Origin of the sequence: Pseudoalteromonas sp. N1230-9, from assembly GCF_032716425.1 — a bacterium.
GTDB lineage: Bacteria > Pseudomonadota > Gammaproteobacteria > Enterobacterales > Alteromonadaceae > Pseudoalteromonas.
This window is the reverse complement of sequence record NZ_CP090419.1, coordinates 758,583-778,906: the sequence shown is the minus strand read 5'-3', so window position 1 is coordinate 778,906 and position 20,324 is coordinate 758,583. Positions and strand designations below refer to the sequence as shown.

Genomic DNA, 20,324 nt, shown 5'->3' with positions numbered 1-20,324 from the left:
TAGTAGTGCTTTAATCATCGAACATGGGAACTTGGTGCTTCGATGCACTGGGCATTTTTAATTCCTCAACTGCCACATCTTCATCTATTCGCTCGGTTTGTTTTTGATTACACGCATTGGGTTTATAAACCAGCTCAGTAAGTAAAGCAAAGTGATCTGAACCATACTTAGCCAATCGCTCAATGCGTTTTACCGTAAAGTCATTACTGTGAAATAAATGGTCGAGCGGCCAGCGCATAAAGAAATATTCAGCATGAAAAGTATTAAAGAAACCGCGCCCTTTACGTGGGTCTAAAAAGCCAGAAATCTTCATAAATAATCGCGTTGTACGAGACCATGCCACATCATTTAAATCACCGGCGACAATGCAAGGACGGCGTAGCTTTTTGAGTGCTTTGGCAAGAATAATAAGTTCAGTATCGCGAGTGCGAGAGCTGTCTTCTTCGGTTGGACTAGGTGGTGCAGGGTGAATAAAGTGCCCTTGCATTTCAACGCCATCAGCGTCTTCAAATAAAATATGAATTGAGGGAATATCATCTTCAATCAACTCACAAATCTGATAGCGTTTTATTTTATATTTACTGTATAAATGCATTCCGTAACGATTATCTTTAGGGCAATATATTCGGTGCGGGTAATCGCTCTCAAGTCCTTTTAATTGCTGCTGCCAAATGATGTCTGATTCGAGCGTAATAAGTAGGTCGGGTTGGTGCTTATTAACTAATGAAATGAGCGCTTCATAGCGCTCATTAGACATCAGTACATTAGCCGACATAATACGAATGCTGTGTTCAGCATCCTTGGAACTGGCTAATACCTCCTGCTTAGCAAATGGTGTATAAGGGTAAATCCACTTCCCTTGTAGTAGCAAAATAATAATGCTTAAGAATACACAGCTAAGTGATAAAAACGACGATTGAGATATAACTAAGTAGCTTGAAGCTGCGCAGCAAAATGCCGCCAAATAAAACACTTGTAACCTAACAAAGTCACAGCTTCGCACCAAATAATGCTGGCAATATGACATAGGTAATAAGGTGATGATAAGTAATAGCGTCAATACACCGATTAAAACATAAATCATACTGCTCCCACGTTTAGTTATCTGCTCAAAATAGAAATGATTTCTCGCGTATCTTCAACTAAGCGTACCACTGTCCCATCCTCTTGGATAGAAATAAGACCATCTCTGTCGCGAGACTTAATGACCTTCCCATGGCGATAAATATCACGATCTAGGATATCTCCTTTACGGTATTTTTTCTGCCAACCTGGTGGGAGCTCTCCACCGCTAGCAACTTTCTTTTCCAAGCCAGGTGGTAAGCTCTTTCCCTTATTTTTCTCTTTATCTTTGTCTTTAGCCTGCACACCAGTGGCGATAACAGCTAAACCCACAGCAAAAACCATTAATAGCGTTCTCATATGAATGCTCCTTTTAGTTAACCTTCTTAAGCCTAGCAATGAATGCTGAACACGCAGTGAAATTTCATAAAAAAAGCCGCATAAGCGGCTTTAAACATAATTAACGGTGGCGCGAAACAATGGATAGAATTTCACGCGTATCGTGAACAAGATGAATAAGGCGATCGTCAATTTCTATTGCAATGATGCCATTTCTATCACGGCGTTTGATTACTCGGCCATGACGATAAATATCACGGTCTAAAATATCACCATGATGGTAGCGTTTATACCAACCCGGCGGTAAACGACCACCATGCCCTACTTTCTTATAAAGACCAGGCGGTAAGTCACGATAACTATAGCGATCATATCTATCGTAATGTTCATGATGCTTATGATGTTTTTTATACTTATAGTGTTTTTTATGTTTATGATGCTTTTTACGTTCGTGTTTGTGCTCATATCTATCATGATCACGATCATGCCTAGCACTTGCTTCTGCAGGTATTAAACTCAAACCTAACACAGCCAAAGAGATAGTAATTATTTTGTTCATAATAGAGACCCTCTACGTTTGCTCTTGTTACAAAAGCCTAACGTTTGCGACTGAATCATAGATGAAGGATTACAATTAAAAAACCTTATTACTTACATATCAACACGTTAAAAAACCAACATTTACACTTCTTTAAACTTAAACTGCGCTCTGATACTTATTGTTGCTCTTTTTAAATCAAACATCTCTTTCATAGCAATCGCAGGAACATTACTTAAGTAAGGCCATTAACCTCGAATACTTTTACCTACTTCAAAAAGCAGTTACCCTCTATTTTTTGTTGTAATTAACCTAAAGGCGTTCATGAAATTATTATTCCTCCCAGCACTCACTGGCTTACAACTTTTAAGTTTACAGTCATATGCAGCGACAACTGAACTTGAGCATATTACGACAACTGCCTCTCGCACAGAGGTGCTTGCCGATCCTCTGCCCGTTGTTGTGAGTAATATTTCAAAGCAACAATTAGCACTCATTGCGCCAACCCATATTGAACAAGCCCTTAAGCAAGTTGCTGGTGCAAATCTTCAACACGGCAATGGCCAAGAGTATTTACCCGCTTTACGTTCGCCTGTTTTTTCTGGTGCTGGTGCATGCGGCGGCTTACTCACAGCTGAAGATGGCATACCGCTGCGTGCTGCAGGTTTTTGTAACATTAACGAGTTATTCGAAGCACACACAGAAATGGCCGAGCGTATTGAAGTACTAAAGGGCCCAGGTTCTGCGCTTTATGGCTCAAATGCAGTGCATGGGGTGATCAACGTGATCACCCCTGATTCGACCTACGACCATAACCGATTTGGTTTTGATTACGGCTCGTTTGGCTACACTCGTTACAAACTAGGTTCTGGCCATGATTTTGGTCAACAAGGTTTTGGCATCAATGCCAGTATTACTCGCGATACTGGCTATCGAGATGACGAAGGGGTTGACCAAGAAAAAGTATCATTACGCCACCGTTTCGATGGTGCAAACTTAACAGTTAATAGTGGCTTGACGTACACCTACTTAGATCAACAAACAGCAGGTTATATTGAGGGCTTTGAAAGCTATAAGGATGAGGATATTGCGCAATCAAACCCAAACCCTGATGCCTTTCGTAAAGCACGTTCTTTACGTATATGGTCAAAAATAAATTGGTCTAGGGATGAGATTAATACCTTTACGTTTACACCTTATATTCGTGACCAAAGCATGACCTTTTTTAAACACTTTTTACCTGGTACACCGCTTGAAGAAAATGCCCAGCAAGGTGTTGGCTTGCAATCAAGTTGGCAACATAAGTTAAGTGATTCAAGTCATTTAACTATGGGTTTTGATGGTGAGCTTACTGATGCTGATTTTTTACAATATCAAGATAGTCCAACTGAAGGCTCAGCATTCTTAGTTGCTACAGTCCCTCAAGGAAAACATTACGATTATCAAGTAACAAGTACCTTATTGGCGCCCTTCATTAACCTTGACTGGCAATTGAATGACTTACTCATTAGCCTTGGCGGTAGATACGAACGTATGCGCTATGATTATCAAAATCAAATGCTCGCTGGACGTACTAAAGAAGACGGAACACAGTGCACAATGGGCGGGTGTCGCTACTCTCGCCCTGCAAGTGATGTTAATCGCTTTACTAACTTTTCACCGAAGCTTGGCTTGAGCTATCAATATGCTGATAACCAGTTTTTCTACGCCAATGCTTCTGAAGGTTACCGAGCCCCGCAAGCGGCTGAGCTTTATCAGTTGCAACGCGAACAAAATGTGGCAGATCTTAAGTCTGAAATAGCTAAAAACTTAGAGCTTGGTTTAAAAGGCCAACAAGCAAAGCTGCATTATGTATTGAGCATTTACGCCATGAACAAAAAGAACACAATTTTCCGCGACAGTGATTTTTATTATGTCAATGATGGTCAAACTCAACATCGTGGAATTGAGCTTGAACTTGCCTATGCCATCACATCAAGCCTATCGATGCAGTTTGCCGCGAGCCATGCCAAGCACACTTACAGTTACAATCAAGTGCTCGGTGGGGTTAATATCAATGGCAATCTTATTGATACCGCACCACGTAACATCGCAAACTTGCAGCTACTTTGGCAAGCAAACGACATGACACGTATTGGGCTTGAGCTGCATACCACTAGCAGCTACTTTACAGACCCCGAAAATCAGCACAGCTATGAAGGCCACTCTCTTGTTAATTTAAGAGCCGCATGGCAGCTCACTCCTAAGCTTACGGTGACTGCGCGAATTAATAACCTTACTGATGAACATTATGCAGAGCGCGCTGACTACACAACCTTTAGCGGTGACCGTTACTTTCCAGGTCGGCCACGCAATGCAATGTTATCAGCAAGTTACCAGTTTTAAGTAACCGCATTATTTTGTTAGCTGTCTCATAGTTGACACACGCTGTTTAGTAATTAGGTATGATAGTAATAACTTTTACCTAATCGACTAAACAGCGTGTCACCCTCTCAAAACCTAATTAACAAAGCGCTATTGGTGCTAGGCATTTTTCTGATTGCGGCTTGCCTACGCGCGCCGATTACAGGCATTGCTCCCGTACTCGAACAAATAATTGAGCAGTTTCACTTAACTGCTTCTCAAGCGGGTATGCTGACTACATTACCACTCATCGCCTTTGCGGTTGCTTCTCCGATGGCTGCTGGGCTTGCAAAAAAATGTGGCCTTGAGCTGTCGCTGTTTATTGCCCTGCTCTTGATAGGCGCAGGCGTGATGTCACGCATCATAAATTCTGCCAATATTTTGTTTATAGGCACCGCAGTGATTGGGGTCGGTATTGCAATTGGTAATGTTTTGTTGCCAAGCCTGATTAAACGTGACTTTCCGCATAAAGTTGCAGTGATGACATCAAGCTACGTGTTGGCAATGGGTATATTTGGTGGCAGCTACTCAACACTTATCATTCCACTTGCAGAGTATAAAGAACTAGGCTGGCAGATAGCACTGGCAAGTTACGCGCTGTTAGTTTTACTTGCTGTGCTAGTTTGGTTACCACAACTTAGACAGCACACCATGCCCAAAGAAACATCAATATCGAATGCGACACAAAATAGAGTCTGGCATTCGTCATTGGCATGGCAAATAACACTTTTACTCGGCTTTAACTCGTTTTTCACTTATATCATGCTTGGCTGGTTACCGAGCATTCTGGTTGAAGGTGGCCATAGTGCGCAACATGCTGGCGCACTACAAGGCGCTTTCCAAGCTGCTTCTGCGCTGCCAGGTATTGTACTTATTCCATTACTTGCAAAGTTAAAAGATCAACGCATTCTTACGCTAAGCCTTGCCCTATTAGGCGCACTTTGCTCATTCGGGTTGCTCACTGCACCTAGCTTTGCCTTACTTTGGTCTATTACTTTAGGCTTTTGTTCAGGTGCCTGTTTTATTTTGGGTTTATCGTTTGTCAGCCTACGCACGCACAATGCACTACAAGCGGCGGCACTCTCTGGGATGGCACAATGTATCGGTTATTTATTAGCCGCAACAGGGCCTATTGTTGCAGGCGCGCTACATAGCTACTTTAATAGTTGGGCCGGAGCACTTTGGCTATGTATTGCATCAAGTCTGTTGTGTGCTTTGTTTGGTTATTTAAGTGGCCGAAATATCACTATCGGCCAACAGTAAAAATAAAATCGCAGCTATTTAGGTGTGGTTTCAAAGGCGCTCATATTACTTAGGTTATCTAGCCAAGGCTTGTGTGAGCGATACCAAATATGGGCTTTTGGAATAAGCTCATCAGCTTGCTCGACAGCGCCGAGTCGTAAGCCATAAACACGTTCGCCTTCGCCCACTGAAGTAGCGTACAAGGCCGTACCACAATTAGCACAAAACCCTTGTGCTCGCTGATTGCCACTTTCGGCAACTTTTATATATTCTTTTGGTGCAGCTGCTGTGAAAGTAACCGCATCAGGTTTAGATACAACCACAGTACGAAAAGGCGCACCCGAGATAATTTGACAGTCAGTGCAGTGGCAATTAATCACTTTATTTTCATCAACTTCAGCACGGTATGTAACTTCACCGCAATGACAACGACCGGTTATGTGCATATTAAACTCCCTCTTTATTTACTGGATATCGATTAGCCAGCTTGATGCTATTTAAATCATTAAAGCGTACTCCGTACTGTTTCATAACAGGACGTATTTTTTTACTAATTAACTGGCGAATATAAAAGGGTTGATTGGGCACAAAATGATGAATAGTGTGAGTGCGCCCAAAGTCAAAGCAAAATAATTGAAAAGGTAAAAACCAACGGCTACTTATAACATGTGTTTGCTCAAGTACATTATTAACCCCACCATAGTAATGCATAGAAGAGGTAACAAGGTTAAGTGATATTGAGCGAATGATATTTGGCAATATAAGAACAACCATGAGAAATTCAGCACCAGCAAGCAAGTGAGCGCCCCATGTTGGTAAGGCAAAAGGGCTAACAAACTGCACACCATAATAACCAATCAGGCCATATAAAATAGCAAAGTATGCCGTTGCGATTGGAAAACCAGCATTAAATACTCGCAAAAACTTAAAGCCTCTAATTTCTTTACTAAAGCGTTGACTATTAATAAGCAAACCAAGTAGCCCGTCACTGATTACAACCGCTCTTAAAAAGGGGTTTTTGATACCATTGCCAACAAGACGCTCTTCTAAATCTTGCTCGGTTCCTGAAACTTTGTGATGGTGTAAGTGAATTTTACGCCGATACCAAGGGTTTACTGTATTTGGGCGCATTAGCCACACTGTTAACATCATAAAATTATGTATAAGCGGCTGTTTGCTAAAGTATTGCTTATGAATGAGATCGTGCTCAAGTTCATGGGATATTGAGGTTATAAAAGCAGCTAAAATAATGCATAACCAAGCGGGAATGAATGCGTAATAATAAAGTAGCGCAACACCAACTAGAGCAGATAATGATAAAAATAAAATACCTAGCGCAATGCCATTTTGCTTTTGCAACACTGGATACCGTGCTCTAAGTTGCTGCTCTTCAACTTTTATAGCAGCAACAATCGCTTGAATGTTTTGCTTTGCGGTTAATTTTGACATACATCAATGTGCTCTTTTCGTAATGGCAAAATCATACCGCGAATCATCAATGCTCTCTAGCTAATTGTGTTAAAAATGCTTGTATTTCATCGCCTGGAAGAGGCTTTGAAAAATAATAACCTTGAATAAAGTCACACCCTGCCTCTTTCAAAACTGCCAACTGTTGTTGCAATTCAACACCTTCAGCAACCACTTTAATACCAAGTACTTGGCTCATTTGTATTATCGACTTAACCAATGCTTCATCACCTGAGTTAGTATGTATTTCGTCAATGAATGATTTATCAAGCTTTAACACATCAACAGGAAAACGACGTAAATAACTCAACGACGAGTAACCAGTCCCAAAGTCATCCAAAGAGATTAAACAGCCAGCAGATTTAAGCTGAGTTAATACTTCAAGGTGGTTTGTGTTTTCTGGAGCAAGCACGCTTTCAGTTAATTCAAAAGAAATTTGTGACGGATTGACGTTCTGTTCAGTAATGATCTCAAGCCATGCGTTGCGGTGCGGATTAAACTCAGTAAACTCAAACAACGAGCGATTTACATTGAATACAAATTGATTATAGCCTTGTGCTTCTAGATATTTTATTTGTTGGCACGTTTTTCGAAGAACAAGCTCACCCAACTCAATGATCACACGAGACTCTTCAGCTAATGGGATAAACACGGCGGGTGATACCCACTGCCCTTGATTGCGCCAGCGAACTAGACTTTCAAACTTTGCAACCGTGTTACTTTGAACATCGATAATAGGTTGAAAGTGGACGTCTAACTCATCATTTTTAACAGCTTGGGTTAATTGCTCAACCAGTAAGTTGTGCTTTTTTACTTTATCATCCATTTCCTTGCAAAAGTGCAAGAACGGCGCACCAACTTGCTTGGCGTTTAACGTGGCCAACTCTGCCTGCCTCACTAACCGGCGAGCGATTTTTTCAACTCTGTCTTGTGATGATATTGATTTTGCTTGCTGATACGTACTCACTCCCAGCGTCACCGACACTTGTTGGCTAATCCCACCGATTAAAAAAGGCTCCACTAACAAGGCTGAAACCTGCTTGCATACAAGCTCTAACTCACTTACTTGCTGATAAGTTTGTAGTACGGCAAAACTATCACCATCAATACGTGAAAAAGCACATTCTTTAAAGCTGCTTTCCAATCGCTCGGCTAGCTGGCACAACACCTTATCACCAAAGCTCAAGCCATAAACCGTATTAATATCTTGAAACTTATCTACATCAAAATAAATAACCGCTAAATTAGTACTCTCTTCATCTTGATAAGACAACGAAGAAACTAACTCGGATATGCGCTCTTTGAAATAGAAGCGATTTGTTAGGCCGGTTAACTGATCATGGTTAGCATGAAAATAGATTTTTTGTTCTGCTTCTTTCTTCTCGGTAATATCGAGAATAAACGCAACATAACAAATTTCACCATTCGTTTGCATTTGAGTGATTGATAAAAACTGAGTGTAAAGAGTACCCTGTTTCGTTTTGTTTGTTATTTCCCCTGACCATTTACCTTTTTTATCTATTTGATGCCACATAGCGCGATAAAAATGCTGATCATGTTGGTTGGAGCTTAATACTTTCGGGTTTTGCCCAAGTACTTCATCAAGGGTATACCCTGTCATTTTTGTAAAGGCAGTATTTACGTAAGTGATCTCGACATTTTTATTGCAAATAAAAATTGCTTCATGGCTTTGTTCTATAAGTTGATTTGCAAAATCTAGCTTAGCAATAAAGCGATCTTTATCTATTTCACGTTGAATTAAGCCTGTGAATAAAGAAAAAAAGGATTCAACCTGAAGCGCATCACCTATCTCATGCTGAAAAAGAGCCACTAAAATCGTGTCGGTTTTACCTGATAAACTTTGTAATGGCACACCAACATAAGCTTCAATTCCCATATCTACGAGTAGGCGATCATCTGGAAACAATGCTTGCACACCCGAGCTGTAGCTTGAAATGCCGCCACACCTAACATCATTACATGGAGTACAGCGAATATCATAGCTAATGTTATCCACTATTTCGTCATACGCAGCCAGTGCAATTGTTGATGCATGCATTGTCGATTCATCAACTTGGGCTAAAAAAACATGAGATGCACCAAGTACTTCCGACAGTGAAAGGCATATTGCATTATAAAAGTTTTCACTTTTAAGATTAGATATACTTTCAACAATACGCTTTAAGTCGTATGTCCCCACGCTTTGCCACCCTACCGATTTTGTGCACTAAGTGATTGACTTCACTTAAACTTCAGGCTGCAAATTGTATTATAAGATGAGTAAAAACGCCATGCTACCCTAGTCTAAAACGATTACTTTCCATACAAATAAGCACACTTATTTTAAGGTTATTTAAATACCAAGCACCGTTTACATTTATTCGTTTATAAATAGAACAAAACGAGCGTGAGAAAGAATTAGCTGGTAGGCTCTGAAGCTATCTGAAAGTCACAAATAGGCTTGCACTGTAGTTCCTTGCAGGCATAAAAAACCTAACCAATTGGCTAGGGTTCAAAAGTGGTACCAGTAGACGGACTTTTACTTGCTTTAGTGCCACGCCCGCGTGGCGCTTAAGACCGCACACCACTTTTTCAGGCATAAAAAAACCCAGCAAAACTGCTGAGGTCATAAAAGTGGTACCAGTAGGCGAACTTTTATTCGCTTTAGTGTCACGCCCGAAGGCAACGGATTTTGAATTTGTGTAACAGCATAGGTGAAACTTAAATTATTGATATTTAAGATTTTAATTTTTAATGCTTTGACAAAACATTGTCACAATGGCAAAAAATCGTCACAGTTTTTTATATAATTTACTTGAAGATAAACACTTGCAATCACGGGCTTTATGCCAAACATAAACAGATGAATCCCATGCGAATTCAGGTAAGCTAATCAACTTTTCACCGTAATCTTCAATGTAAGAATTGATTTGGATTGAGGTAGCCTCAGGTAATTTTGACACTAATGGAATTTTACCTATTGAGTGATGGTTATTTTTAACGAGGCGCTCTACAACGGTGTATAATGTTTGTCGCCACTCAAAGGGGATTGGTAGCTCTTTTTCTTCATCCTTTGTAACCATTGAATTTCCTTATTTATATTTTTTATTTCCTCTTAAGTGTCAGAGCCAGACTTTGGCAAATTTTTACTAATCGCGGCGTAAGATCGCAGGCTAAACTTAATGGAAAAGGAGCACAATATGCTGTTTTTCGTACTTGGTTGAAGCTTTGTTGACTTTACAGTAAACCTAACTCGGCATGATAGTTACAAAGAGTAGAAAAACGGTAGTCCACACTGCCTAAAATATTTTCATCAGGCTTGCTAACTGCATTAATATATTTTTCGACATATTTCTCAAATTTTTTGGTAATGTAATACTCTTTATTCGCCAGTTTTTGATGTTCTGAGGATGATATTTTGAAAGGTAAGTTTGATATATACTTTTGATCAGCTATTACAAGAGCTTTAGTGAAATCCAATCCTTTACCTTCAATATTGGCTTGGTTAGATTTTACGGTGATATAAGAGGACTTATGCTTTATGTTTGACCTAAGCGGGATTGCAAAAGATAAGCTGTTTATTGTAATAAGTACGATTCCATAGCCTCGGATCTTGCCTTGAGCCCAATTCCCATTATGGTTATCTAATGCTTCTTTTAAATGTGAGTTTTCAGTATAAAAAGAGCTGTCTAATTTTTTTAATTGCACAAATATACTTCCCTAAACGAAAAAACCTCCTTTCGGAGGCTTTCGGTAGTCAATTCTGTTTGGATGCTTCAGTTTTTTACGTGGGGTGCTCCTACCTCCACAACATTCTGTTTGGACGCTTCAGTTTTTTACGTGGGGTGCTCCTACCGCCACTGACTACATTCTAATTATGGAGCGACTAGAAATAAATGTCAAAGCAAATTACATCTTCAAATTAAGGCTAACGTTTGTTCTAATTGCGCTATAGGCATCACCTGGAACGACTTGTTAATTTTCAATACGCTAATTCCCACGCGGTTTCGAGAGTGTTAAACAATGTTGGCATTTCATTCTCAAATTGTTCTTTCGTAATATGATCACCTACCCGTTTTGATAGTTTTGTCTTTTGTTTGCCGCTCATTTCAGAAACTTGTTCTTCTGTGCGCTTCCAATCTTCATGGTCTGGATAACACTCTTCAAGTGAACCTCGCTCTAAGACAATTATTTGCCCTCTATCTTTAAAGGTTTTGAAAGTCTTAATAAAATCATCAAATCCAGCTTGCGCCTTATTTGTGGGTGCATCACACAAAACCACCATTTTTTCTTCGAAAATTGAGCTCTCTAGCGGTTTAAACGCCTTTTTAATTGCATTGATAGAACGTTTGGCTTGATGAGTATCACCTTCGGCAGAAATTACTTGAACACACGGCTTATCCGGATAAAAACGACGAATAACTCTAGTTAACAATTCGACTTCACTGGGGCCCTCAACAATTATGAAGTTACGAGGTAATAGTAAGTCTGAAGGGCTTCCTCCTAACAATTCAAAAACCACATATGGTTTATCGAAAGTGTCCACAGGCCTGAAATTGGTATGACTATCCTCTTTTTCGACTTTAAAAATTTTTTGTGCGGCATGTTCATCTGCTACAAATACAGAAGAATGTGTGTTTATAAATACTTGATCGAGATCTTCGCAAAGTTCCAATAAAACATTCTTCAGCTTTCTTTGTGCGGTTGGATGCAAATGTAGTTCGGCCTCATCTATGAAGAAAAGAAATGATTTACCTGCATCATCACGGTTTTTTCTATACTCCGCATAAGCTTGGATTATTGCGAGCATTAACGCTCTCTGCATACCATCACCTTTCTCCGAAGCATAAGTTTCTACACCATCATCCACCTTTGTTTGGAAATTTTTCAATAAATCGTCAAACTCAGGACTAGTGACCTCGAAACAGACCTTTGTACACTCTGCAAACTGTTTCTCCAAGTGTGTCTTGACGCTATCACCAAGCTTATCAAATTCAACTTTTACCGCCGAATTTTCATCATCAAACAACTCATCAAATTTAGTTCTAAAAGCACTATACTGAGGATCATCTTGAAGGATTTCTTCTAACACTGAAGAGAGCATTATTCCAACAGGTGTTTTAGATGAATATTTTGCAACCTCATCAAAATATTGCTTTGTATGAATATACTCAAATTTAGGTAAGAAATCGTTGAATGCTTTATCAAAACCTGCTGGGTTTCTAGCTAACTCCAACCCACCAATGGTTAATTTCCTTTTGGTAGGTTCAGTGCTTGTTCTCTTTACTGTAAGTGTATCGTTACCATCTAGAACGTTTAACATTTTCGTTTTATTAGCTTCATTACGCATATTCTCAGCGCCATGCAGAGCACCTTCGAATTCAATTTCCACTGAAATCTCTTTAGAGGTATTTCTATTTGGGTATAAATCTCTTATTGATTTTCCTTTTGGTAATCCTTTAAAGAACCATCCTATTGCTTCAAAAAGGTTTGTTTTGCCAGCATTATTTTGACCTACAAAAACATTAAAATCTTTGAAGTCAAAAACTGCATTTTCGATCTAAAGTTTTTGATGGTTACTTTTGATATTTTCATCGTTCCCTGAACCTTGATTGAAGGCTTAACACTAATTATGCGAGACTTGCGCATTTTTATCTCATGCTATTACCCACTTTCCAATTAAAATATTAGTAGTAAATACTGATAATGCTCAAATAACACTCTAAAAACTGTTAGTTAAAATAAGCAACGGTGGGGCAAGAGCAAACTATATTTAGCCTTTATTAATTTGCTTGTTATATTTCTTATACGCCTCTAAGAGTGCTTTATCCGCTCGGCTTACCTCAATAAACAGATATTCATCCCCATCAGAACTACTGTGGTTTGCAAGATGTTCCTCAACTAATATTTCAGCTTTTTTAGCTTTTTCCTTGTCTCCGATGTAATCATAAAAGCTAGGTGCTGTTAATGCTGAACCCAAAGAAACTTTTGACATTATGCGGCTTCCTTCTGTAGAGATAATAAAAAACTTTTCAACGAATAGTTGTCATCAACCATATCTAACAAATCTTCAATTAAAATTTCAAACTTTATATACGACATGAATTTTAAAAAGTTTGATAATTCCGAGCTTGATCCTTGAATAGATATATTCATAGAAATAAGTGGATGTTCGTCAAGGACATATTGTTCAAATGTACTAGTCAGGTAATCATCCCATTTAGAACCAATCCCATTTGAATTATAGTCATATTCAGGATTTATGCTTTTAACCAACCCTCTTTTGACTCCTGCCGAAGCTTTGATCATGTTTGTACTATCATTAGGAATGTCAGAAACACTTTTAGCAGCGCCACCTCTAGAATCGACAGCAAAAGCTTTAAAGTGATTACCATCTAAAATCCTGAATGTTACTCTGGCCGATGAATCTTGAATCAGATGACTTCGAATACTACGGGCTATAACCTCAAGACTAGATTTTATTAAAATTTCCTTTGGAAAGTCATCCGTAGAAGGAAATCTTGCATTAAGTTGCTCAAATTGTAAGCCTACTTCATCTAAAAATCTAAGAATATGCTCAAAATATCGAGGTAATGAGCGAACCATAGATTCACTCAAAGGAATATTTTTTGAGTCAGGTAGGCTAAGTGTGTATCCATTTTTTACTCTTTCCTTAATATTCTCCTCCATTTCTTCCTGAGCTTTTCGCTGTTTTTCTAATTCTTTTGATTTAAGGTTTAGAGCATCTTCTTTTTCTTTAAGTTCTTTACTTTTTATATCTAGTTCATCTTTACGAGCTATACCTTGTGTCTCAGATTCGATGTATTGTTCATATATCTCCGTTAATCTACTGTCTGAGGAAATAAGATATGAAATATTAAAAGGAAGGGTTGGGCACTTTTTTTTCAAGTCAGACACATAAAAATATATCAATAAACTTGCGGTAACTAATGCCGTTAATGAAAGAGATAAGAAGCTTAAAGAAACCTCCACTTCAGTCATCGTAGTTGCTTGTACAATAAGTACCCCTGTAATTGAGCCCCCACTCCCTAATAAAAACGCTTGCTTTGCCTTACCTTTTAAACTGCAAACAGCGAAACTTATCCCACAACCCAATGGAATTCCCAGAATAATAGATAACCAAATTGGATAATACTCTTCCATTAATATGCTTACTCCTTTAAAAATAGAAACTTATTGAAACCATTGTGATGATTTATAACACATCAAAATAGTGCGTATTACATATCATGATGATCCCACCAAAAATTACATTTGTAAATAAACTATTAAAACAACTAGGTGTTCAACTTGTTATATTGCAAAAACGGCGCTTAATAATGTTATTGTAAAAATTAAACTTTTAGTCAAATATGTAGAAGTAAATTTAATCTTTTAATGCCCAGCTACCTCTCATAAAATATCTTTAAAGAATTTACGTTATCCCTATTTTAGAATTGAGCACTTAAGATAGAAACTGGGCGAAGTCGTAAATACATATAAAACAGACCTTATTGGAACAGTAACCAGATTTGAACACAAAAAAGCCCACTGATATGGGCTTTGGTAAGGACACTAACTAACGAGAATTTGATTACCAACTTTTTTTATTTGCTGAGAAGAATTTTGCTCAAATCTAAACTAACAGTCACCGATTGAAAAATAGGTAACAGTCAGATCTAGTACAAACTATTTCTTATTCGAAGTGTATTTTCTTTTCAAAATTTCTTTGATCAGATAATAAACCGCAGCGAATAAGATGATTGTTGCTACACCTGCCTAAAATGGTATCCACCACCCCCCTTCCTTCACTACCTAAAAATCTGTATTATCACTGATACCTGCATCATCAAATCCCCAGTCTGACGCACCGTGGTCGTCATCAAACGTTATGATCCCACCTTCATCCAATAACATGAAACTATGGCCTGTGTGGTTTACATGGCATTCATCTGTACTCGATATTGACTCTGACAAAGCCAAGTTGTTATTAATATCAATTAGCGAAACAGGCTCTGTGAGGGGCTCTGAAATATCACTTACAAGAATCCAAGCTAATAGAAGTGAGCTTTAGCAAAAACAACTCATGGCCATTGTGACACGTAAAAAGCAGAAACAAACTGTGACAAAAATCGTTACAGTTTGAGTAAGTTTTATAAAGATGGATGAGACTAAGAAAAACCACATTACAGAAAAGAAAACCCCCTTTAAAATCGACGGTCATAAAAGTGGTACCAGTAGGCGGACTTTTACTTGCTTTAGTGCCTCGCCTCGCGTGGCGCTTAAGTCCGCACACTACTTTTTCAGGCATAAAAAAACCCTAACCAATTGGCTAGGGTTCAAAAGTGGTACCAGTAGGCGGACTTGAACCGCCACGCCCGAAGGCAACGGATTTTGAATCCGTCATGTCTACCAATTCCATCATACTGGCTTCATTTTTCTTTCACCTTCTAAACACGAGAAGATAAAGAAAAACCACTTTAGAGCAAAAACTTATTTACTGCCTTTGTCTCTATGCCAAGCATTATACAAAGAATGGGTATGGCAGCAAGCGTTTTATTCATCTCGCCCTTTCAACCGAACAATTAATATACAAATTATTAACTTTGATGTTTTGGCATCATTCGCAGGACGATAGCCTCACAATCAATCTCATGGCTCAAGCAACCATACTGCGAAAACCCTGTTCCTTTTAAGCGGCTTTTAACAAACGCATCAGCGATAATTGGCTCGCCAAACTGTAGCAAGGTTGCGGCTTGCCAAAGCTGTGCTAGGTGCTCCATTATACGCCGAGCATGCATTTCCAGATGTTTAGCTTCATTGAGCATAAGCTTTAATTCATCAAGTTTAATCGCAAACTCTTCGTTAAGTGTTCGCGCTTTCTCAAGTTCATTTATAAGTGCTTTTAACGACTCAGGTTCACGCTTAAAAACGCGTAATAAGTCTAAGCACTGTACATTACCTGAACCTTCCCAAATAGAGTTAACCGGTGCTTCTTTATAAAGACGACTAGTGACATTGTCCTGCACATAACCCACGCCACCAATACACTCCATCGCCTCATAGGTATGTTGAATAGCACGCTTGCAAATCCAGTATTTGCCAATTGCGGTGGCACTTCGAACCAATAACACTTCGCTGTTATCATTTTGATTATCAAGGGCATGAGCTATACGCATAGAGATTGCCAAAGCGGCTTCAGCCTCGATCGCTAAATCAGCCAGTACATTTAACATGAGAGGTTGTTGGTGTAAATTTTTACCAAATACACTTCGCCCTGCGGTATGCCATATCGCTTCTTTTACAGCTTGAAGCATTAACGAGCTCGAGCCTAACATACAATCGTAACGAGTGAGTGCCACCATTTGAATAATAGTAGCAATACCTCGTCCTGGTTCACCTAAAAGCCAACCATGTGCACCCCTGAACTCTATTTCTGAACTGGCGTTCGATTGATTACCTAACTTATTTTTTAAGCGCTGAATATACATGGCATTTTTTTCGCCATTTTCGAGCCACCTAGGTACTAAAAAGCATGAGAGTTGTTTTTCATCCGTATTTGCAAGTACTAAGAATGCGTCACTCATAGGCGCTGAGCAAAACCACTTATGCCCCTCTAAGCTATAAAGCTCACCTGCTCCTGCAGTCGTTAATGGCGCAGCTTTTGTAGTATTTGCACGCACATCAGAACCACCTTGTTTTTCGGTCATTGCCATACCAATAGTAACACCTTGTTTTTCAAACCAAGGTTTATTGCCGCCATCGTAATGCTTTGAAAGTATTTTTGGCAGCCACTTTTGTGCCACATTGGCTTGGCAGGCAATCGCTGGCACACTGGCAAATGTCATGGTGAGGGGACAACCTGAGCCTGGATCTGCATGATTGTGCAGCACCGCCATTACAGCTCTTACTACATGACTGCCAGGCTTTTTTTGCTGCCAAGGTAAAGCGCAATGCCCTTGCTCAATAGCATGCTGCATTAATTGGTGGTAACTCGGGTGATAGTCAACTTGATCTATGCGTTCGCCAAACCGACTGTGAGTCGTTAGTTCAGGTAAGTGCTTGTTTGCTAAGAATCCAGCTTTTAGTAATACACCACCCACTTGCTCCCCAAATGCAGTTAGATGCTCAGTTCCCCACTGACCTGAAAATTGCTTTTGCCAATATTTCAAAACATCATCGGCTTGATAAACATTATAGTTTTCTAATGGTTGAGGCTGATTAAAAACGTGATGAGTTTCACTTTTTGAAATAGACATTGTGTGTGCTCTTTTTATTATTTTCTCAACTATAGCAGGTCAGACCTGTTTGTCGAATTACTAAACAATCGCTAAGTATTTCTTGTTTTGTGAGTACTTTGCTAAACTACTGCGCAATTTAATTGGATGAGATTGTCTATGTCAGCTGAGTTTCCACGTGCCGGTTTTTGGCGCCGTTTTGCTTCTTTAATCTACGATACATTAGTTGTCATTGCTTTTGCGATGCTGACAACTGTGCTTTATCTACTTGCTATTCAAGCTTTAATTTCGCTAGACATATTAACTGTTGGAGATGCAGAAGATGTCTCAGCTTATATTCAAAACTCACCGCTTCTTTATGGGATTCGCAGCGCTTTATTGGTGTTAGTGAGCGTCGCTTTCTTTAGCTATTTTTGGGCTAAAAGTGGTCAAACGATTGGTATGCGCGCATGGCGTTTAAAAGTACAAACACTCGATGGTAATCTAATAAGCTGGCCTCAGGGCGCTCTTAGAGCAATTAGCGCACTACTGGGGTTGGGTAATTTAGTGGTATTAATTGATTTTAAAAATAAGCGGGCACTGCAAGATTATGTAGCTAAAACAGAAGTGATCACGCTTACAAAAGAAGAAAACAAGCGCATTTATCGCTCATTAGATTAAGCTGCATACAAGCACAAAAAGCGTGGCTTCAAAACCACGCTTTTTTTGTGCTGAGTGTTACACTCGTTTGTTCAATAAATAGGTTGCAAAACCAATAAACAAGATACTTGGCAACACGGCTCCTATTACGGCAGGTATTTGATAAACCATGACAACAGGGCCAAAAATTTCGTTTGTTAGGTGAAAAGTGATCCCCGTTATAACACCCATGATGATGCGTGCGCCCATAGTTACTGTGCGTAGCGGGCCAAAAATAAACGATAAAGCCACTAATAACATTACTGCGATAGATATCGGCTGCATAAACTTACGCCACAATGCAAGCTCATATGTACTTGTGTCTTGCTCATTTTGTTGTAAATAACTTAAATAAGACCAGAGCCCTGTAAATGAAAGTGACTCTGGTTTTACAGATACGACCCCCAACTTTTCGGCCGTCAGCTGTGAGTCGTAAAACTCTTCATCTTGCTGTTCTGTGGTGATTTTTTCTGGTGTGATCTTCACTTTATTTACATCGCGAAGTAGCCAACCATCTTGACGGTTAACTGCTTCTTCAGCTTTAGTGATTTGCGTTAATTGCAAAGATTTATCGAAGTGATACATATGAACACCACGTAAAATACCTTGCTGATCAACGTCTTCTATATTAATAAAATTGCTACCATCTTTTGCCCATACACCTTGCTGAGCACTAAACACATCACCACCGTAAATAGCATGGTTACGTATCTCTTTGGCTTTTAACTGCGCTTCTGGCGCACCCCACTCACCTAAGGCCATCATACAAATAGCCATGAACATAGCGGTTTTCATTACAGAGGCAATAATTTGCAAGCGCGACATTCCCGCAGCCTGCATAACAACTAACTCACTATTTGATGCCAGTGCACCCAGTCCTGTTAAACCACCAATGAGCGCAGCCATTGGAAAAAATATAACTAAATCACCCGGCATGCTATACAAGGTGTAGATAAGTGCAGTCGCAATATCGTAACTACCACGACCAACCGATTTAAGCTGCTCAATAAACTTTATTAACGTACTGATACCAACCAGCACCATTAATGCAAAACCTGTTGTTTGAATAATGCTGCGGCCCAAGTACCAATCGAGTGTTTTCATCATGCGCTTAACTCCCGCTTAGTCACAACAGCCTTTAACCAAGCGCCTAGTGGGCGACCCTTAATAATCAATAATCCACCTATAAATAATGCTGATAAATGAATCCACCAAAGACCTATTGAAGGAGGGATTTTGCCATCTTCAACTGCAAACTTAGCCGCATTTAATAAAATAAAGTAACCCAAATATAAGCTTATCGCAGGCACTAGTTTAGCAAATTTACCTTGGCGTGGATTAACAACACTTAAAGGCACAGCTAGCAAAGTAAGTAAAGGTATTGAAAGCGGTATAGCAATACGCCATTGCCATTGCGCGATTGCCTCAGAAGTTTTCATTTTAAATAAATCAAAAGTAGGAACCGCTTCTAGCTTACGGCGTTGGTGCTCAATTTCTTGATCTTGAATTTGCACACTGTAACCATCAAACTCTGTTAGGTTTAAAGCAGCTGACTCGCCATCTGTTTCGTAGCGCTTACCATCGTTAAGAACGAGTTGTTGCTCGCCATTTTCTTGTTCAATAACAACACCACGCTCTGCATAAACTAAACGTGCTAAATCACCTTTTTCACGTTCAGGTAGCTGGGCAACAAACACTTTATGTAACTCTTTTCCACTGTTTTCAATATTATGAATAAACACGACTGCTTTTTCGTTACCGGTTTGTTGAAAACGTCCCGCCCTTAGTGCTGATAAACCGGCATCCGCTTTTGCCTGCTCTTTTAACTGGTATTCTTGTTCGCTTGCCCACGGAGCAACATATAAGGTTAATACACCCGCTAGTATGGCAAGAACCACGCTTGAAATAAGTGTTACACGTACCACATACCACTCACTCACTCCACATGCCTTAAGCACGGTCATTTCACTGTCAGCATAAATGCGGCTATAGGCTAATATAATCCCCAAGAAAATACTTAGAGGTAGAATAAGCGAGGCAAGCTGAGGGAGCTTTAGCGCGATCATGGATAGTACAAGTTTTGCAGGAAGTCCCCCTTCGGAGGCATCCCCTAAAATAACAACAAACTTTTGTGACACAAAAATGGTCATCAAAGTTAGAAATACGGCGACCTGCGACTTTAAGACTTCAGTGGTCAAATAACGAAAAATTAGCAATGCTCGCCCCTGTTAAACATCGTGTTTCACTGGAATAGTAAGAAATTTTGAGTAAACTAGTTATTTTACTCACTTTATTATATGCCATCATAGTGAAATATCATACCTAGCAAGAACATATAATCTTGCATAAATGGTACA

General features: G+C 39.4%; 18 protein-coding genes and 1 tRNA gene. 3 read left to right on the top strand and 16 right to left on the bottom strand.

Features of this window, described 5'->3' with window-relative positions; translation table 11 throughout:
• Positions 1-10: 10 nt before the first annotated feature.
• The 3 genes from LY624_RS03705 to LY624_RS03695 all read right to left on the bottom strand — a co-directional run bounded on the left by LY624_RS03705 (position 11) and on the right by LY624_RS03695 (position 1,960).
• The gene (locus LY624_RS03705; protein WP_130150794.1) at positions 11-1,084 is read right to left on the bottom strand and encodes an endonuclease/exonuclease/phosphatase family protein; all 1,074 of its coding nucleotides are present in this window, start codon (positions 1,082-1,084) and stop codon (positions 11-13) included.
• Positions 1,085-1,101: 17 nt separating this feature from the next.
• Positions 1,102-1,422 carry a hypothetical protein gene (locus tag LY624_RS03700; RefSeq protein ID WP_341803888.1) on the bottom strand — a complete coding sequence of 107 codons (321 nt, stop codon included), beginning with the start codon at positions 1,420-1,422 and terminating at the stop codon, positions 1,102-1,104.
• A 100-nt stretch (positions 1,423-1,522) separates the two neighbouring features.
• Entirely contained in the window at positions 1,523-1,960 is a 438-nt protein-coding gene (locus tag LY624_RS03695; RefSeq protein WP_130150792.1) for a hypothetical protein, read from the bottom strand.
• A gap of 303 nt (positions 1,961-2,263) precedes the next feature.
• On the opposite strand from LY624_RS03695, the gene LY624_RS03690 reads away from it, so the two are divergent.
• Together LY624_RS03690 and LY624_RS03685 are read left to right on the top strand one after the other, a co-directional pair.
• Positions 2,264-4,324, top strand: a complete 2,061-nt coding sequence (locus LY624_RS03690; RefSeq protein ID WP_130150791.1) for a TonB-dependent receptor — start codon at positions 2,264-2,266, stop codon at positions 4,322-4,324.
• A gap of 135 nt (positions 4,325-4,459) precedes the next feature.
• The gene (locus tag LY624_RS03685) at positions 4,460-5,605 is read left to right on the top strand and encodes an MFS transporter (protein ID WP_240701235.1); all 1,146 of its coding nucleotides are present in this window, start codon (positions 4,460-4,462) and stop codon (positions 5,603-5,605) included.
• A gap of 14 nt (positions 5,606-5,619) precedes the next feature.
• Here the strand turns inward: LY624_RS03685 and LY624_RS03680 are convergent, their stop codons facing one another.
• From LY624_RS03680 to LY624_RS03630, 11 genes are all read right to left on the bottom strand, one after another.
• Positions 5,620-6,030, bottom strand: coding sequence for a GFA family protein (locus tag LY624_RS03680; protein WP_130150789.1), 411 nt, complete (start codon positions 6,028-6,030; stop codon positions 5,620-5,622).
• 1 nt (position 6,031) lies between these two features.
• Positions 6,032-7,033 carry a fatty acid desaturase gene (locus LY624_RS03675; RefSeq protein ID WP_130150788.1) on the bottom strand — a complete coding sequence of 334 codons (1,002 nt, stop codon included), beginning with the start codon at positions 7,031-7,033 and terminating at the stop codon, positions 6,032-6,034.
• Positions 7,034-7,079: 46 nt separating this feature from the next.
• A complete protein-coding gene (locus tag LY624_RS03670; protein WP_130150787.1) occupies positions 7,080-9,251 on the bottom strand; it encodes a putative bifunctional diguanylate cyclase/phosphodiesterase in 2,172 nt (723 codons plus the stop codon).
• Positions 9,252-9,843: 592 nt separating this feature from the next.
• Entirely contained in the window at positions 9,844-10,134 is a 291-nt protein-coding gene (locus LY624_RS03665; RefSeq protein ID WP_130150786.1) for a DUF7668 domain-containing protein, read from the bottom strand.
• A gap of 154 nt (positions 10,135-10,288) precedes the next feature.
• Positions 10,289-10,759 (bottom strand): type III toxin-antitoxin system TenpIN family toxin, encoded by a 471-nt coding sequence (gene tenpIN, locus LY624_RS03660; protein WP_130150785.1) that lies wholly within the window; start codon positions 10,757-10,759, stop codon positions 10,289-10,291.
• A 274-nt stretch (positions 10,760-11,033) separates the two neighbouring features.
• Entirely contained in the window at positions 11,034-12,611 is a 1,578-nt protein-coding gene (locus tag LY624_RS03655; protein WP_205989545.1) for an AAA family ATPase, read from the bottom strand.
• A gap of 213 nt (positions 12,612-12,824) precedes the next feature.
• A complete protein-coding gene (locus LY624_RS03650) occupies positions 12,825-13,046 on the bottom strand; it encodes a hypothetical protein (protein ID WP_130150784.1) in 222 nt (73 codons plus the stop codon).
• Positions 13,046-14,215, bottom strand: coding sequence for a hypothetical protein (locus LY624_RS03645; protein ID WP_130150783.1), 1,170 nt, complete (start codon positions 14,213-14,215; stop codon positions 13,046-13,048). The genes LY624_RS03650 and LY624_RS03645 overlap by 1 nt, the downstream gene beginning before the upstream one ends.
• Positions 14,216-14,866: 651 nt before the next feature.
• Entirely contained in the window at positions 14,867-15,028 is a 162-nt protein-coding gene (locus tag LY624_RS03640) for a hypothetical protein (RefSeq protein ID WP_165381478.1), read from the bottom strand.
• A gap of 369 nt (positions 15,029-15,397) precedes the next feature.
• Positions 15,398-15,482 (bottom strand) — tRNA-Leu (locus tag LY624_RS03635).
• 169 nt (positions 15,483-15,651) lie between these two features.
• Complete coding sequence (locus LY624_RS03630; protein WP_130150782.1) at positions 15,652-17,310, bottom strand: acyl-CoA dehydrogenase family protein; 1,659 nt, start codon at positions 17,308-17,310, stop codon at positions 15,652-15,654.
• Between the two features lie 138 nt (positions 17,311-17,448).
• On the opposite strand from LY624_RS03630, the gene LY624_RS03625 reads away from it, so the two are divergent.
• A complete protein-coding gene (locus tag LY624_RS03625) occupies positions 17,449-17,949 on the top strand; it encodes an RDD family protein (protein WP_341803887.1) in 501 nt (166 codons plus the stop codon).
• A 57-nt stretch (positions 17,950-18,006) separates the two neighbouring features.
• On the opposite strand, the gene lptG is transcribed toward LY624_RS03625, so the two are convergent.
• Both lptG and lptF read right to left on the bottom strand, forming a co-directional pair.
• Positions 18,007-19,074 (bottom strand): LPS export ABC transporter permease LptG, encoded by a 1,068-nt coding sequence (gene lptG, locus LY624_RS03620; RefSeq protein WP_062570145.1) that lies wholly within the window; start codon positions 19,072-19,074, stop codon positions 18,007-18,009.
• Positions 19,071-20,183, bottom strand: coding sequence for an LPS export ABC transporter permease LptF (gene lptF, locus LY624_RS03615; RefSeq protein WP_130150780.1), 1,113 nt, complete (start codon positions 20,181-20,183; stop codon positions 19,071-19,073). Before lptF ends, lptG begins: the two co-directional genes overlap by 4 nt.
• Positions 20,184-20,324: the final 141 nt, after the last annotated feature.